We start from the raw sequence: 16115 nt of genomic DNA, 5'->3' as shown, positions 1-16115 counted from the left end.
TTTCCCTTGGCCGGGGATCTGGTAAACGGCTGGGAAGAAGTATTGCGAAGGGCACGACCACCATGGCAGACCGTTTCCGTATCTCTCTGGCGCAGCTGAACCCGACGGTCGGCGATATTGCGGGCAATGCGGCCAAGGCCCACGCGGCCTGGGAGGAAGGTCGCAAGGCCGGTGCGCAGCTTGTGGCGCTGCCCGAAATGTTCCTGACCGGCTATAACACCCAGGATCTGGTGATGAAGCCGGTGTTCCACCGCTCCGCCATGGCGGCTGCCGAACAGCTTGCGCAGGATTGTGCCGACGGACCCGCGCTGGCCATCGGCGCGCCCTGGGCCGAGGGTGGCAAGCTCTATAATGCCTATCTGATCCTCAAGGACGGGCGCATTGCCTCCCGCATCCTGAAACACCACCTGCCCAATGAAACCGTCTTTGACGAGGTTCGCGTCTTTGATGCCGGGCCGCTGGGCGGGCCTTATGCGATTGATGATACCCGCATCGGCAGCCCCATCTGCGAGGATGGCTGGCACGAAGACGTGGCCGAGACGCTTGCAGAGACCGGCGCCGAGTTCCTGCTGATCCCGAACGGTTCGCCCTATTTCCGCGGCAAGATGGAGGTGCGCTATAACATGATGGTGGCGCGCTGCATCGAAACCCATCTGCCGGTCATCTACCTCAACATGGTTGGCGGACAGGACGATCAGATCTTTGACGGTGGCAGTTTCGTGCTGAACCCCGGTGGGGCGCTGGCCCTGCAGATGCCGCTTTATGACGAGGCGGTGACCCAGCTGGATCTTGAACGCACCGACGAAGGCTGGCGCGCGGTCGAGGGCGAGAAGGCGCATTTCCCCGATGAATGGGAGCAGGACTACCGCGCCATGGTCGAATCCCTGCGCGATTACATGGCCAAGACCGGGTTCAAAAAGGCGCTTCTGGGTCTGTCCGGTGGGGTGGATTCGGCCATTGTCGCCGCCATTGCCGTCGATGCCATCGGGGCCGAAAATGTGCGCTGCGTGATGCTGCCCTCGGAATATACCAGCGCGGAATCCCTGGAAGATGCCGAAGCCGTCGCCAAGGCGCTGGGCGTGCATTACGACTATGTGCCGATCAGCGAAGGGCGGGCCGCCATCACCAACACGCTGGCGCCGCTGTTCGAAGGGCGCGACGCCGACATTACCGAGGAAAACATCCAGTCCCGCCTACGCGGTCTTCTGCTGATGGCCATGTCGAACAAGTTTGGTGAGATGCTGCTGACCACCGGCAATAAGTCCGAGGTCGCGGTGGGGTATGCCACGATCTATGGCGATATGAACGGCGGCTACAACCCGATCAAGGATCTCTACAAAACCCGCGTCTTTAAAACCTGCCGCTGGCGCAACGCCAATCACCGGCCCTGGATGATGGGCCCGGCGGGCGAGGTGATCCGCCCCAATGTCATCGACAAGCCCCCGTCAGCCGAGCTGCGCGAGGATCAGAAAGACAGCGACAGCCTGCCCGATTATCCCGAGCTGGATGCGCTGCTCACGATCCTGGTGGACGAGGAAGGCTCGATTGCCGATTGCGTCGCTGCCGGGTTTGACCGCGATGTGGCGAAACGGGTGGAACACCTGATTTATATCAGTGAATACAAGCGCTTCCAGTCCGCTCCGGGCACCCGCCTGACGCCGCGCGCCTTCTGGCTGGACCGGCGTTACCCGATTGCAAACCGCTGGCGCGATCCGGGCTGAACCGGCGTATTTGCCAGCAAGAGTGCGCGTCCAGGGGCAGGAAAACCATACCCCCGCGTGCCTGGGCTGACGCGAAAAAGCCACAGCTTGCACGGGGTGGATGAAAGAGCGCTCTTGCCCCATGGACCAGGGGCGCGGGGCACGGCATAGACCTCTTATGCCTGGACCTAAGCTGCCACATTTCCAAGCTGATCTTGCCCTGCCCAAACGTGTCGATGCAGTTGTCATCGGCGGGGGAATCATCGGCTCCACGACCGCTCTCGAATTGGCCGAGCGGGGGTATTCCGTTCTTCTTTGTGAAAAGGGCCAGATTGGCGCCGAGCAAAGCTCGCGCAACTGGGGCTGGGTGCGCATCTCGCAGCGCGATCCACGCGAATTGCCCCTGATGGCCAAGGCGATGGAGATCTGGCCCGGTCTGGAGGCTCGCACAGGACATCCCACCGGCTATACCCGATCCGGTATTCTGTTCACCGCCGAACGGGCGCGGGCCGAGGCCGAACTGGCGGCCTGGGCAGAGCATCTGACCCCCTATGACATTCCGGCACAGATGGTGCGTGGAGAGCAACTGGCGGAGCTGATGCCGGGGCATCAAACCGGCACCATCGCGGCGCTGCATACGCCCGAAGACGGCCGGGCCGAGCCGCAACTGGCCACCCATGCTATTGCCAGCGCCGCGCGGGCAGCCGGGGCCAAGGTGATGACCGAATGCGCTGTGCGCAGCGTCGAAACCGAGGCTGGACGTGTCAGCGGCGTGATGACCGAACGCGGCCGTGTCGGCTGTTCGGCCGTGGTCGTTGCGGGCGGGGCCTGGTCGCGGCTGTTCCTTGGCAATGCGGGCGTGGCGCTGCCGCAGCTCAAAGTTCTGAATTCGGTGCTTAGAACCTCGGCGGTGCAGGGCGGTCCCGAGGCCGCTATGTGGGCCGCTGGATTCGCCATGCGCAAGCGCGCCGATGGTGGCTATTCCATCGCGGATGGCACCGAGAATGTAGTCGATATCGTGCCGGACAGCTTGCGGCTGGCGCTGAAGTTTTTCCCGGCCTTCTTGGAGGAGTGGCGATCCCTTCGGTTCCGCCTGTCCGACCGTTGGCGGATCGAGGCGGGGCAGGACCGGCGCTGGGCACCGGATCAGCGCACGCCGTTCGAAACCTGCCGGGTGCTGGATCCCGCGCCCTCGCAAAAGGCGATCCGCAACAGCTGGGCCGCCGCGCAAAAGGCCTTTCCTATCCTGCAGTCCGCTGATGTGGTGCAAAGCTGGGGCGGCATGATTGACGTGACCCCGGATGCCATTCCGGTAATTTCGCAGGTGGACGATCTGCCGGGGCTGTTCGTCTCGACCGGTTATTCCGGCCATGGGTTTGGCATTGGCCCTGCTGCTGGACGGCTGACCGCAGATCTGGTGACCGGCGATGCGCCCATCGTGGACCCGCGCGCCTTTGCGCTGAGCCGGTTCACGAAAAAGGCGCGGACAGCAGTGCCCGCGCCCGAAGTCATTGGCACCGCCCGCTAAGGCGCGCGGCGCAATTCTCAGCCCATCATCTGATAGCTGACCGGCACAAAACGGAATCCCTCGCCACGGGTTTCGACAAAACCGGCTGCCGGGAAGGGCATGTGATAGCCGATCATTGGCGTGCGCGTGGCGGACAGCATATCCAGAATACGGCGGCGCGATGCCGTGGCAGCAGCCTTGTCCATGTCAAAGCGGACCTCCCATTCCGGGTGGGCGAAGGACCAGACATAGTGGTTGGCCAGATCCGCTGTCAGCAGCAGCTGCTGATCGCCGCTGTCAAGCATATAGGTCATGTGACCGGGGGTATGGCCAAAGGCGGCCATCGCCGTGATACCAGAGGCTACTTCGCCGCCGTCCTCGACAAAGGTCATCTTTTCGGCCATCGGGGTCACCTTCTTGGAAACCAGATCGGCAACGCGGTTTTCGGCGTCCATCTTGGCCCAGAAATCATACTCGGTGCGCCCCGTCACATAGCGCGCATTGGCAAAGGTCGCGGCGCCGCTGGTGGTCATGCCGCCGATGTGGTCGGGGTGCATATGGGTGATGACGACCACATCGATCTGATCCGGGGTGACGCCTGCCTCTGCCAGGGCTTTCTGGATGCCGCCCTGGCCAAGCCCGGTATCGAAAAGGATCTTTTCTTTGCCGGTATCGACAAGCGTGGGGGTGAAAAAGAACTGCGCCATCTCGGCGGGGATAAAGTTCTGGGCCGAGACTTCGGCGAATTCCTCGTCCGTTGCACCGCCGCCGAAAATTGCCTTGGCGCCGTCGCGAGGCAGGCTGCCGTCCAGCAGGGTCGTCACGGTGAAATCGCCCAGCTTGAAACTGCGAGCGTGGGTGGCCGGTGCCGTGGCCGCGTGGCCCTCTGCCAAGGCGGGTGTGACGGTCGCGGCCAGGGGGAGGGCGGTTGCGCCGGTCAGCACGCTGCGGCGGGACATCTTTACGGTCATATTCTGGTCTCCTCTTTGTTGGTTGGCACTTGTTATGCGGTCTTTGGGATCGAGATAGGGCTTTTTGGCGGGGGACAAGGTACGCGCAGCGCGAGGTCACGGGATCGTGTCGCTTTACGAGGGGGGCAGCGGGTAAATCTCCTCTGGGCCCCAGCAAAGACACCAATCCGAAAGGAGGGGGCGCTATGGGTGCCAAAACTGGACAAAACCCGTTCCATGTGAGATGGGGCACAGCAACAGGAGACCATTCATGACCACCACCCGTTTTGCTCCGTCGCCCACCGGCTATATCCATGTGGGCAACCTGCGCACCGCGCTGATGAATTACCTGATCGCCCGCAAGGCTGGCGGCACGTTCATCCTGCGCATCGACGACACCGACCCCGAGCGGTCGAAGGAAGAATATGTCGATGCGATCAAGCAGGATCTGGAGTGGCTAGGTCTTGGCTGGGACCGGATCGAACGCCAGTCCGAGCGGCTGGACCGCTACCATGAAGCGGCTGACAAGCTGCGCGAGATGGGCCGGTTCTACGAGGCCTTCGAGACGCCGACCGAATTGGATCTGAAGCGCAAGAAGCAGCTGAACATGGGCAAGCCGCCCGTCTATGACCGCGCTGCGCTGGACCTGTCTGAAGATGAAAAAGCCGCCCTGCGCGCCGAGCGCGGCGATGGTGTGTGGCGGTTCAAGCTGGACCACCAGCGCATCGAATGGAACGATGGTATCCTTGGCGATATTTCAATCGACGCGGCCTCGGTTTCGGATCCGGTTCTGATCCGTGGCGACGGGCAGTTCCTGTATACGCTGGCCTCGGTCGTGGATGACACGGAATTTGGCGTCACCCACGTGGTGCGTGGATCGGATCACGTGACCAATACTGCGACCCAGATCCAGATCATCGAGGCACTGGGCGGCAAGGTGCCGGAATTTGCCCATCACTCGCTGCTGACCGGCCCGCAGGGCGAGGCGTTGTCCAAACGTCTTGGCACGCTGGCGCTGCGCGATCTGCGCGAACAGGGCGTGCAGCCGATGGCCCTGCTGAGCCTGATGGCGCGGCTGGGCTCCTCTGACCCGGTCGAGTTGCGCAGCGAGATGGCCGAGCTGATCGAGGGCTTCGACATCAACCGTTTTGGCGCCGCGCCGACGAAATTCGACGTTGAGGATTTGTTCCCGCTCACCGGGCGCTATCTGCAGAGCCTGCCGCTGGAAGCCGTCCAGGAGCAGGTCGAGGCGCTGGGTGTTCCGGCGGAAAAACAGGCCGCCTTCTGGGATATGGCCAAGGAAAACATCACCACGCTGAAAGACCTTGAAGGCTGGTGGACGCTGTGCCGTGACGGGGCTGAGCCGCTCATCGCGGATGAAGACAAGGAGTTCATTGCCGAGGCGATGGCGCTGCTGCCTGATGGCCCCTACGACTCAACCACCTGGGGCAGTTGGACCGCTGCGGTGAAAGAGGCGACTGGCCGCAAGGGCAAATCCCTCTTCATGCCGCTGCGCCACGCAGTCACGGGCATGGAACGCGGCCCCGACATGAGTGCCCTTCTGGCGCTGATGGAGAAGGTCCGCGCCAAGGGCTGAGCGGTTGGGGTGCGATCCGCGCCTGATTGACCAGAAAACAAAGGCGGTCCGGTTTCCGGGCCGTCTTTTTCCTTGATGGCCATCTGCACGGGCGGATCTAAGGCTTTGCTTTCAGCTCTTTGCCCATGTCGGTAGCGGAATTCGCCAGTTCCCTGTTCGGATGCGAGGCGAGGGCAGTCAGCGCTTGCTGCATCCATTTCATCACGAAAGGGTCCTCCTTGCCGCAATGGGCAATCGGGGCAAAGCTGCTGTCCAGCAAAAGCTTGGGCGATATTGGCACCATACTGACATGTTCAAACATGCAGTCATCCTCGGTCGGATCTTCGGGGAGGGTTTCCCACAGCAGGCGTTCCAGCCGTCCCATCACCTCAATCGCGGTGCCAGGGTCGTTGACCCCGGGCGACAGGGCCTTTTGCGCGGTCTCGGCCAGCAGCGTCAGGCCAAAAACCGGATCCTGATCGAAACTGCGTACATCGCCGATTTCAATGGCCTTCGCAGCTTCCTTGCAGAGGCTCTCATCGCCGCTTTCTGTCCAGGCGACAGGGCGGCCGCGCAGGACAAAATCACCCGGGGCGCGGTGCATGGTGATATGCGCGCCTGCCTCGGCGGCGATCTCGTTCAGACGCGCCATATCGGCAAAACGCACGAAACCACTGCGCCTGGCCGGAATGGGCAGGGCGCCCTCTGGCTGTTCATCGCTGTCAGCGGGTTTGCCCCCCAGGCAGGGGCGTTTTGCCTGCTGTTTCAGGCTGGTACGGCTACGGGTTTCAATGAGACGCAGGGTGTGGTCCATGCTGCCAAGTCCCGACAGGTGGTCGATCCACCGTAGGATGGCGATGACAATCAGCGCAACGACAAAGATGGTCATGGCAAAGACGACAATGGCGGATTCAGGCGCGTAGACCTTGGCCCGGAACAGGATGATCGCGCACAGCGAATAGACGAACCCGCCGACAAAAGTGGCAAGAACGCTTTGCGTGACCGTGTCTTCGAGCAGCAGCCGGTAGACCCGCGGCGTAGACATCGAAGAGGCGGTCCGGTAGGCGCTGACCATGACGTTGAGCGAAAAGGTCGTTACCGCCAGCATGCCAGAGGCAAGAATGGTCAGGATCGGCAGGACTGCGTCACGCCCGAACCGGTTGCTCAGCCCCTCAGGCAGCATGGGGGTCAGAAGCGGCGCCAATGCCAGAGCGAGCACGGAGCAGAGCGAGATCAGAACCACCCTCAGCCACAGCTGGCGCGTCAGGCGCTGGAAATAGAGCAGTGTTTTCGAGATCATGACGCAGGGCGCAGTCTGTGGGCGCCGGTTGATGCGATCAGATCGTCAAACAGGCTGCGTTCTTGCGCGGTGGTGGGTTGGTGGCGCGGATAGCGGGGCGCGTCGCGGTCATCCAGAATAGGCGCGTCCCAGCCATCGGTGGTCGCGACAAAGTCGATTACGCCTTCGCGGCCAAAGACCTGCAAGTATCCCTGAAGCACCACGTCAAGATAGCTCAGCAGGATCGGATGGCGGTTCGACCCCGGTGCTTGGCGCTCAGCCGGAACCGCGTAGACCGAAATTTCCGGCGCGCCGGGCAGGTCGTGGCCCACCGCTTGCGAAGCGAGAACCCGGTCATAGGCGTACTCGCGTTCATCAAGCGCCGCCCAATCCGCACCGGGAACAGCAGCGATCAGCCCGTCGATGGTATCGCCCGGCGCCGGTTTGGCGGTCAGAAAGGCCACGTCGCGCAGATCGGTATGTGCCCAGGTGCGGCGCCAGCCACTCAGCCGGGCAGGGCGCGGATCGCTGTAATCGTGGGTCGCCGTGTTCACGAGGCTGCCATATCCGAAGAAATACGGAGCGGTCTGGGTCATCTCGGGTCCTCCTTGCCATTTGATCTATGTCAAATCGGGCGCTGAAAAAATATATACTGTAATCTGCATGTTTTGAGGGGTGCAGAACGATGCGAATTACAAAGAGGACGAATATTGCCGTCCGGTTGCTGATGTACTGTGCGGCCAATGCTGACCGGTTGGTGACCAAATCAGAGATCGCAGAGTCCTGCAATATATCAGAAAATCATTTGGCGCAGGTGATCAATCAGCTGAGCCAGCTTGGCTACCTGCACACCCAGCGGGGCCGCAATGGCGGTATGAGCCTGGGGCGAACCGCCACTGAGATCCGGATCGGTGACGTGTTTCGTCATATCGAAGGCGATCTGCCGATGGTGGAATGTTTTGCTGACGCCGATAACACCTGTCCCTTGGTCGATGCCTGTCGGCTGCGGCTGGCCCTTTCGGATGCGGCGCAGGCTTTTTACGAATCCCTCGACAACGTCTCATTGGATTCTCTGATCTGCGACAATCCGGATCTGATGCGCTTGCTGCAACCAGCTACCTGCACCCGGTGATCGCAGTTGCCGCCCCGTTGTCGGGGCAGCTGATCAATCTCGGGCGCGCAGAATGCGGGCCGGGCGTGCCGCCAGCGGACGCAAGGCGAAGGCAAGACCGGCCAGCAGTGTCGTCAGGATCCCGCCACCGACCACGGCCAGCGCATTCGGCCAGATGATGCTGTAGCTGGTTTCAAACACATAGGAATTCACTGCCCAGGCTCCGGCGATACCTGCCGCTAGCGCCACCATGCCCGCGCCTGCGCCCAGAATGATGGAGCGCAACGCAAAGCTTTTCAGGATCTGCGCGCGTGGCGCCCCGAGTGTTTTCAGCAAAGCAGCCTCGTAGCGGCGGGCGGGTTCTCCGGCGGCTGCGGTGCCAAGCAGCACCAGGAACCCGGTCAGCAGAGTTGCCGCCGCCCCGTATGAAGTCGCTGCGGCCAGCTGGCGCAGGATGTCGGAAACCCGGTCCACCGCATCGCGCACCCGGATCGCGGTGATATTCGGCATTTCCTGGGCCAGATCCCGCAGAATCTGCGCCTCGGCCTGCTCCTCGGCATAGACGGTGGCGATATAGCTGTGCGGCGCAGCGGCCAGCGCGGATTCGTTCATGGCAATCACGAAACCCATCCCTGCGGTGGAAAAATCGACCGAACGGAAACTGGTGACCGTGGCGGTGATGTCGCGGCCCAGTACATTCACCGTCATGGTGTCGCCGATGGCAATGCCCAGCTCTCCGGCCTCTTCTTCGGCCAGGCTGATCTGTGGCGGGCCGTTGTAGTCTTCGCCCCACCATTCCCCCGCAGTGACTTGGGTATTTTCGGGTTTGGCGCCTGCGTAGGTGAGGCCACGGTCGCCGCGCACCACCCAGTGATCTCCAGCGACTTCGCTGGCGGGCTGACCGTTGATGCCAGTCACAACCCCGCGCAGCATTGGCGCGCTTTCGATACGGCTGACGGCGGGGTCACCTTCGACCCGATCCAGAAAGGCGGGCATCTGATCGCGCTGGATGTCGACGAAGAAATAGGAGGGCGCGACATCTGGCAGGGTGCCGGTGATGGCGCGGCGCATATTGCCGTCGATCTGTCCGATGGCGGCCAGAACCGTCAGGCCAAGACCCAGTGCCAGAACGGCTGGAACCGCGCCATCGCGGGAAGTGCCAATCGCCGCTAGCGCCCATCGCAGGGCCGGGCGTCCACGGGCAATGCGCGCGGCGCGCCGGGCCAGACCGCCAAGGATCAGCGCAGCCACCATCAGGACGGCCAGCGCCCCCCCAAGCCCGCCAGCGGTCCAGAGCGTCAGACGCACTGATCCGCTGAACAGGGCCGCCGCCGCCACCAGCAGAGCCAGTGCCAGAGCGGTTGCCAGCACATAGCGCGGCGCGGGCAGGCTGCTGCCACCGGCAAAGGCATCGCGGAACAGCGCCGCTGCGCGGATCCGCTCAGCCCGGGCCAGCGGCCAGAGCGCAAAGATGAAGGCGGTCAGCAGACCATAAAGCGCCGCCTCGGCCAGCGCGCCGGGGTAGACTGAGAAGATCGCGGGAAATGGCAGCTGCGCGGCGATCAGCGGCCCCACCAGAACCGGTCCAAGCCCACCGATCGCCATGCCCATGGCAATGCCCAAGAGCGCCAGCACCCCGATTTGCAGGAAATAGGTGAGAAAGATCACCTGCCGCCCGGCGCCAAGGGTGCGCAGGGTGGCGATAGTTTCGGTCTTGCCCGCCAGAAAGGCACGCACGGCGGCCGAAACACCGACGCCGCCCACCGCGAGACCGGAGAGGCCGACCAGAACCAGGAACCCGCCCAGACGCTCCACAAAGGAAGTGATGCCCGGGGCGCCGTTGCGGGCATCGCGCCAGCGCATGCCGGAATTGGCAAACCGCTCCTCGGCGGCAGCTTGCAGCTGTTCAAGGTTTGCGCCGGGGGGCAGATCAAGCCGGTATTTTGAGGAATATAGCGTTCCCGGCTCTAGCAAGCCCGACTGCGCCAGCGCGTCAGTGGCAACAATGGTGCGCGGGCCAAGGGTGAAGCCGGATGCCGCCGCATCCGGCTCGTTTTCGATAATGGCCGCGAGGCGCAGATCCTGGGTACCAAGACGGAAGACATCCCCGGGCGCAAGGCCCAGACGATCCGCCAGAACCCGTTCCATCAGACCGCCGGGCACCCCGTTCGATCCCGCCAGCGCGTCTTCCAGCGGAATGTCGGGCGACAGGCGCAGGGTCCCCGTCAGCGGGTAAAGCCCATCGACCGCCTTCACCTGTGTCAGCGCGCGTTCCTCGCCCACTACTGCCATGGAGCGGAAGTCGGCAATTTCCGAACTGCGCTCGGCGATGGAGGCCATCCAGTCGCGCTCTTCCTCGTTGGCAAAGCGGTAGGTAAAGGACATCTCCGCATCGCCGCCCAGCATGGTGGCACCCTCGCGGGTTAGCCCGGCCTCGATCGAGGCGCGTATCGAACCGATGGCGGCGATCACCCCGACGCCCAGCGCAAGGCAGGCCAGGAAAATGCGAAAGCCCTTCAGCCCGCTGCGCAACTCACGCAGGGCAAAACGCCAGGCGAGGCGAAGATCTGGAAAACTCATTCCGCGGCCTCATGCGCGGCCCGATCATCCAGCAGATGCCCATCGCGCAGCCGCACGACCCGGTCGCAGCGGGCGGCGAGTTCCGGCGCATGGGTGACCATGATCAGCGTGGCGCCGTAACGGTCGCGCAGGCCAAATAGCAGATCCATCACGGCGGCGCCGTTGGCCTCGTCCAGATTGCCGGTGGGTTCATCCGCCAGCAGGATCGCCGGGCGCGGCGCCAGGGCGCGGGCCAGCGCCACCCGCTGTTGTTCGCCGCCGGACAGCTGCGCCGGGTAGTGGCCTGAACGGTGGCCAAGACCGACAGCGTCGAGCTCCGCCTGCGCGCGTTCAAAGGCATCCGTAACCCCGGCCAGCTCAAGCGGGGTCGCCACGTTTTCCAGCGCTGTCATCGCTGGGATCAGGTGAAAGTTCTGAAAGACCACCCCCATGTGATCGCGGCGGAAATGGGCCAGCGCGTCTTCGTTCATCGCGGTCAGATCCTGCCCCAGTGCCGTAATGGTACCGCCGGTGGCTTGTTCAAGCCCGCCCATTAGCATCAAGAGCGAGGATTTCCCCGATCCCGAGGCGCCGATCATGCCCAGTGTCTCGCCCTTGTGCACATCCAGGGTGATGTCCTGCAAAATACGGACGGGACCGGTATTGCCATTCAGGGTCAAAGACGCATCTTTGAGGTGAAGAACGGGGCGGTTTTGATCTGTCATAAAGGCGGCCTGTTGAATGTGTTCTTTCGGATATGGAGCGATTGTGACAATGCGCAAGGTATGGGTGATAATCGGATTTCTGATCAGTGTCTCTGCGGCCTGGGCCGAACCGGTGCGGATCACGGCGTTTGGCGACAGTCTGGTGCAGGGATATGGCCTGCCACAGGGGGATGGATTCGTGCCCCAGCTGGAACACTGGCTGCAGGAGCACGGCGCCGAAGTCGAGATCACCAACGCGGGCGTCTCGGGGGACACGAGCGCGGGCGGGGCGGCGCGGATCGACTGGACGCTGGCGGATGATCCCGACGCTCTGATCGTCCTTCTGGGCGGCAACGATCTGTTGCGCGGCCTGTCGGCCGAGGAAATGCGCGCCAATTTGAGCAAGATCCTGAGCGCTGCACAACAGGCCGACACCGAGGTCCTGCTGGTCGGCATGCGGGCGCCCAATAACTATGGACCCGATTATCGGGCCGCGTTCAACGCTGTGTACCCGGATCTGGCCAAGGAGTTCGGTGCCCTGCTGCACCCGGATGCCTTCGCCGGGATTTTTAAACGTGTCGGAGGGGATCCCGCCAAGGCGCAAGAATTCATGCAGGACGACGATATCCACCCAAATGCCGAAGGCGTTCGGGAAAATATCGAGGCGCTAGGTCCGGTCGCGCTGCAACTCGTGGCACGGGTTTCGGGCTGAGCCGCCCCTTAACACTGCAGCAAGAACGACCGAGAAAGCAGCCCCCAAGCAGGGAGCTGCAGCATCGTAGCGCTGGTCCGGAGGAATTACCCGGCAGTCAGAGCAGTTGAAGATCCACGGCCGACTCGCGGCCATCACGGCCCGGTTGCAGCTCGTAGGATACTTTTTGGTTGTCTGCGAGGCCGGTCAGGCCCGAGCGTTCAACCGCTGAAATGTGAACAAATACGTCTTTGCCGCCCGCATCGGGGGCAATAAATCCATAGCCTTTGGTTGTGTTGAACCATTTGACGGTGCCTGTGGCCATCGTCTGTACTCCTAAAGTCTAGTCTCAGTCTAACCGCCGGTGCGGTCAGGCGGCCGCATCAGCAGATGGTCACGACCGTGCCTGTAAGGCGTACAGTAATGTCATTCGCGTAACGTCGCAGTAACAGCATTGGCCATCCTGCCCCCATCACGCAAGAAAAACGCGCGCCTTATCTTGGTGGGGATTTTTGCTGTGTGGCTAAAATGCGCCTGTTGCGATGCGCGCAGCGTCTAAAGAACGGTAACGACGGTGCCCAGCGGAACCCGTTCATAAAGGTCCACCACATGTTCGTTCAGCATGCGAATGCAGCCGTTGGAAACCGAATGCCCGATGGTGTCCGGCTGGTTGGTGCCATGGATGCGGAAATAGGTGTCGATGCCGTTCTGAAACAGGTAAAGAGCCCGCGCGCCCAATGGGTTATCGGGGCCGCCCGGCTGGATGTACTTGTTGCCTGCAAACCGGCTGTAGGTACGCGGGCTGCGCTCGATCATTTCCTGCGTCGGCCGCCAGGTGGGCCATTCCTTCTTGGCCTCGATCACCGCGCTGCCGGTGAATTCCAGGCCCGCCCGGCCGACCCCGACCCCATAACGGATCGCCTTGCGGGGCTCTGTCACGAAATAGAGGTAATAGGACCGGGGCAGGACCAGAATTTGCCCGGGGGCGAATTCTTTCTTGATTCTCACGACCTGAGGAGTCGGATCGAAAGCACCCTCAGCAGCGGCAAAACCAGGAAGGGTCGCGGCGAGGGCGGAACTGGCGAGAAACAGGCGGCGTGAAATCATATCGGCCTCATTTACTATGGAACGTTACAGATCAATATTTTGATCTGGCGCTGAATTTGCGTCAATGGGGCGGGAAGCATGCAGTCAGAGGTGTGATCACAATGACCTGAGGCGGTGATTGACTGTGCATGTGCGCCTCTTGCTGGGGACGGTTTCATTCCTATATGGAATTTTGAATATTTCAGCAGAGGCGCAGCGCCCTCTGCGCCAGACCCCTTTTGAGGAGGATCCTGTCATGGGAGCCAAAACCCTGACCTGCCTGTCCTGCGCCCAGCTGAATCGGGTGCCCGAGGAGAAACTGACCGCAGGCGCCAAGTGCGGCACCTGTGGCGCGGCTCTGATCCCGGATGCGCCGCTGGATATCGATCCGGCCATTCTGCAAAAGGCAGCCAAGAATGATGACCTGCCGCTGGTGGTGGATTTCTGGGCGCCCTGGTGCGGCCCCTGCCGGATGATGGCGCCGGAGTTCTCCAAGGCGTCGAAGAAGCTGGCGGGCAAGGCGCGGCTGGTGAAGCTGAACACCCAGGACCACCAGTCCACCGGCGCGCGCTATCGGATTCGCGGGATTCCGACCATGGTCGCCTTTGAGCGTGGTCGCGAGAGCAAGCGCCAGTCAGGCGCGCTGAGCGAAGGTCAGATTGTCGGATGGGTGCAAAGCCCGGCGTAACGGTCGCCTAAACGGGCTGCGTTCGAGGCTGGACCCAGCGTTCAGGCCTCGGCCGTCGCCTCGTCAGTCAGGTGCGGTGCATCAGAAAGATTGCGCAACAGCACCGCAATCGTCAGCACCAGCGCTGTTGCAATGCCGACGCCGGAGTAGACCAGAAGACTGGTCCAGACGGAATGGCCCAGTACAACAAGGCTGAACAGCGCCGAGAAGAAACCGGTCAGCGTTCCCATCATGATGCCTGCAAGTGCCATGTCTTCTCCTGTTTCCGGATAGATCGACGAAAGGACGATACCTCAGCCCGTGTTTTTCACTACAGACAATAGTTCTTAAGATTTTGTTTAAATCTGGATGGGTCTGGGGCGAAGCTGTGGAAAATCCACGGCAGGGAGTGGGGCGGTTGGGCATCTGGCCCTGCGTTTTGCAGGCTTTTTATAGTTCTGACCGCGCCAGACTTTCCCCGCGGCAAGGCGCTTTCGCACCTCCCTAGGGTCAGACCCGGGCCTGCCATATGGACAGGCCCGGCTGAGGTTTAACGCACGAATTTCTTGTGCTTCAGGCGCTTGGGTTCCAGCGCGTCGGCGCCAAGGCGGCGTTTCTTGTCTTCTTCGTAATCTTCGAAGTTGCCCTCGAACCACTCCACATGCGCATCGCCTTCAAAGGCCAGGATGTGGGTACAGATCCGGTCGAGGAAGAAACGGTCGTGCGAGATGACAACCGCGCAGCCCGCGAAATCCACCAGCGCGTCTTCGAGCGCGCGCAGGGTTTCCACGTCCAAATCGTTGGTCGGTTCGTCAAGCAGCAGCACGTTGCCGCCTTCTTTCAGGAGCCGGGCCATGTGGACGCGGTTGCGCTCACCACCGGATAGCAGGTTCAGCTTTTTCTGCTGATCGCCGCCCTTGAAGTTGAAGGAAGAGCAATAGGCGCGGGAGTTTACCTGCGCGTCGCCCAGTTCGATGATCTCGGCGCCACCGGAAATCGCTTCCCAGACGGTTTCATTGTCATTGAGATCGTCGCGCGACTGATCGACGTAGGACAGCTTCACCGTATCGCCGAATTCGACGCTGCCATCGTCGGGCTGCTCCTGCCCGGTCAGCATGCGGAACAGGGTTGATTTACCGGCGCCGTTGGGGCCGATCACACCGACAATGCCACCCGGGGGCAGCGAGAAATCCAGCCCTTCGATCAGCTGCTTGTCGCCATAGTGTTTGGACAGACCGTGGACCTCGATCACCTTGGAGCCAAGGCGCGGACCATTGGGGATGACGATCTGGGCGCGGCCGACCTTTTCGCGTTCGGACTGGTTTGCCAGCTCGTTATAGGCGGCGATACGGGCCTTGGATTTGGCCTGACGTGCCTTCTGACCCTGACGCATCCATTCCAGTTCGCGCTCCAGCGTTTTCTGCTTGGATTTGTCTTCGCGCGCTTCCTGCTCCAGCCGTTTGGCCTTCTGCTCCAGCCAGCTGGAATAGTTGCCTTCCCAGGGCACACCGGCGCCGCGGTCCAGTTCCAGGATCCAGCTGGTGATGTCATCGAGGAAATAACGGTCGTGGGTGACGCAGAGGATTGTGCCTTTGTAATCAATGAGGTGCTGTTGCAGCCAGGCGATTGTTTCGGCATCGAGGTGGTTGGTTGGTTCGTCAAGCAGCAGCATGTCGGGCGCTTCGAGCAGCAGTTTGCACAGGGCGACCCGGCGTTTTTCACCGCCCGAGAGGGTTTTCACATCTGCGTCATCCGGCGGGCAGCGCAGCGCCTCCATCGACACGTCAATCTGGCTGTCCAGATCCCAAAGGTTCTGGGCGTCGATCTCGTCCTGCAGCTTGGCCATTTCCTCGGCGGTCTCATCCGAGTAGTTCATGGCCAGCTCGTTGTAACGGTCGAGAATTGCTTTCTTTTCCGCAACGCCCAGCATGACGTTTTCACGCACCGACAGGCTTTCGTCCAGCTGCGGTTCCTGCGGCAGGTAGCCCACCTTGGCGCCTTCTGCGGCCCAGGCTTCACCGGTGAAATCCTTGTCGATCCCGGCCATGATGCGCAGCAGAGTCGATTTACCGGCGCCGTTGACGCCGACGACACCGATCTTCACGCCGGGCAGAAAGGACAGGTGGATGTTTTCAAAGCATTTCTTGCCACCGGGGTAGGTCTTGGAGACCCCCTGCATGTGGTAGACGTATTGATAGGCGGCCATGTGACTGCTCCATAATCGGGAAAATTCGCTGCCCGGTGTGATAGCGGATGGGGGGGCAAGGAGCAATCGGGTAGGCGCG

General features: G+C 62.0%; 15 protein-coding genes. 6 read left to right on the top strand and 9 right to left on the bottom strand.

All coding sequences use genetic code 11. The features are described 5' to 3' along the window. Positions 1-62: 62 nt before the first annotated feature. A complete protein-coding gene (locus tag C6W91_RS05195; RefSeq protein ID WP_370570484.1) occupies positions 63-1721 on the top strand; it encodes an NAD+ synthase in 1659 nt (552 codons plus the stop codon). A 157-nt stretch (positions 1722-1878) separates the two neighbouring features. Then, complete coding sequence (locus C6W91_RS05190) at positions 1879-3228, top strand: FAD-binding oxidoreductase (protein WP_274831245.1); 1350 nt, start codon at positions 1879-1881, stop codon at positions 3226-3228. Positions 3229-3245: 17 nt separating this feature from the next. Here C6W91_RS05190 and C6W91_RS05185 read toward each other — a convergent pair whose 3' ends face one another. After that, a complete protein-coding gene (locus C6W91_RS05185; protein WP_274831244.1) occupies positions 3246-4178 on the bottom strand; it encodes an MBL fold metallo-hydrolase in 933 nt (310 codons plus the stop codon). A gap of 250 nt (positions 4179-4428) precedes the next feature. Between C6W91_RS05185 and gltX the strand changes: the two genes are divergently transcribed. Beyond that, positions 4429-5754: a glutamate--tRNA ligase gene (gltX, locus tag C6W91_RS05180; protein WP_370570483.1), complete on the top strand. Its 1326-nt coding sequence runs from the start codon at positions 4429-4431 to the stop codon at positions 5752-5754. Between the two features lie 97 nt (positions 5755-5851). Here the strand turns inward: gltX and C6W91_RS05175 are convergent, their stop codons facing one another. Together C6W91_RS05175 and C6W91_RS05170 are read right to left on the bottom strand one after the other, a co-directional pair. Beyond that, the gene (locus C6W91_RS05175) at positions 5852-7033 is read right to left on the bottom strand and encodes a DUF2254 domain-containing protein (protein ID WP_274836367.1); all 1182 of its coding nucleotides are present in this window, start codon (positions 7031-7033) and stop codon (positions 5852-5854) included. Further along, positions 7030-7608: a gamma-glutamylcyclotransferase family protein gene (locus C6W91_RS05170; RefSeq protein ID WP_370570482.1), complete on the bottom strand. Its 579-nt coding sequence runs from the start codon at positions 7606-7608 to the stop codon at positions 7030-7032. Before C6W91_RS05170 ends, C6W91_RS05175 begins: the two co-directional genes overlap by 4 nt. Before the next feature lie 89 nt (positions 7609-7697). Here C6W91_RS05170 and C6W91_RS05165 point away from each other — a divergent pair, with 89 nt between their 5' ends. After that, complete coding sequence (locus tag C6W91_RS05165; RefSeq protein WP_065272774.1) at positions 7698-8144, top strand: Rrf2 family transcriptional regulator; 447 nt, start codon at positions 7698-7700, stop codon at positions 8142-8144. A 33-nt stretch (positions 8145-8177) separates the two neighbouring features. Here the strand turns inward: C6W91_RS05165 and C6W91_RS05160 are convergent, their stop codons facing one another. Together C6W91_RS05160 and C6W91_RS05155 are read right to left on the bottom strand one after the other, a co-directional pair. Further along, the gene (locus C6W91_RS05160; protein ID WP_370570481.1) at positions 8178-10703 is read right to left on the bottom strand and encodes an ABC transporter permease; all 2526 of its coding nucleotides are present in this window, start codon (positions 10701-10703) and stop codon (positions 8178-8180) included. Next, positions 10700-11407, bottom strand: coding sequence for an ABC transporter ATP-binding protein (locus C6W91_RS05155; protein ID WP_065272776.1), 708 nt, complete (start codon positions 11405-11407; stop codon positions 10700-10702). Before C6W91_RS05155 ends, C6W91_RS05160 begins: the two co-directional genes overlap by 4 nt. A 49-nt stretch (positions 11408-11456) precedes the next feature. Here C6W91_RS05155 and C6W91_RS05150 point away from each other — a divergent pair, with 49 nt between their 5' ends. Further along, positions 11457-12098, top strand: a complete 642-nt coding sequence (locus C6W91_RS05150; protein WP_274831239.1) for an arylesterase — start codon at positions 11457-11459, stop codon at positions 12096-12098. A gap of 97 nt (positions 12099-12195) precedes the next feature. On the opposite strand, the gene C6W91_RS05145 is transcribed toward C6W91_RS05150, so the two are convergent. Next, on the bottom strand, positions 12196-12402 hold the full coding sequence (locus C6W91_RS05145) for a cold-shock protein (protein ID WP_065272777.1): 207 nt from the start codon (positions 12400-12402) through the stop codon (positions 12196-12198). 230 nt (positions 12403-12632) lie between these two features. Further along, entirely contained in the window at positions 12633-13184 is a 552-nt protein-coding gene (locus tag C6W91_RS05140; protein WP_065272778.1) for a L,D-transpeptidase, read from the bottom strand. Between the two features lie 235 nt (positions 13185-13419). Here C6W91_RS05140 and trxC point away from each other — a divergent pair, with 235 nt between their 5' ends. Next, the gene (trxC, locus tag C6W91_RS05135; RefSeq protein WP_274831238.1) at positions 13420-13851 is read left to right on the top strand and encodes a thioredoxin TrxC; all 432 of its coding nucleotides are present in this window, start codon (positions 13420-13422) and stop codon (positions 13849-13851) included. A 41-nt stretch (positions 13852-13892) separates the two neighbouring features. Here trxC and C6W91_RS05130 read toward each other — a convergent pair whose 3' ends face one another. Then, positions 13893-14102, bottom strand: a complete 210-nt coding sequence (locus C6W91_RS05130; protein WP_274831237.1) for a hypothetical protein — start codon at positions 14100-14102, stop codon at positions 13893-13895. Between the two features lie 278 nt (positions 14103-14380). Beyond that, positions 14381-16036, bottom strand: a complete 1656-nt coding sequence (gene ettA, locus C6W91_RS05125) for an energy-dependent translational throttle protein EttA (protein ID WP_370570480.1) — start codon at positions 16034-16036, stop codon at positions 14381-14383. Positions 16037-16115 lie beyond the last annotated feature (79 nt).

It is taken from the genome of Phaeobacter sp. SYSU ZJ3003 (genome assembly GCF_041300735.1).
In the GTDB taxonomy this organism is placed as follows: domain Bacteria; phylum Pseudomonadota; class Alphaproteobacteria; order Rhodobacterales; family Rhodobacteraceae; genus Phycobacter; species Phycobacter gallaeciensis_A.
This window is presented reverse-complemented; position numbering and strand designations above follow the sequence as displayed.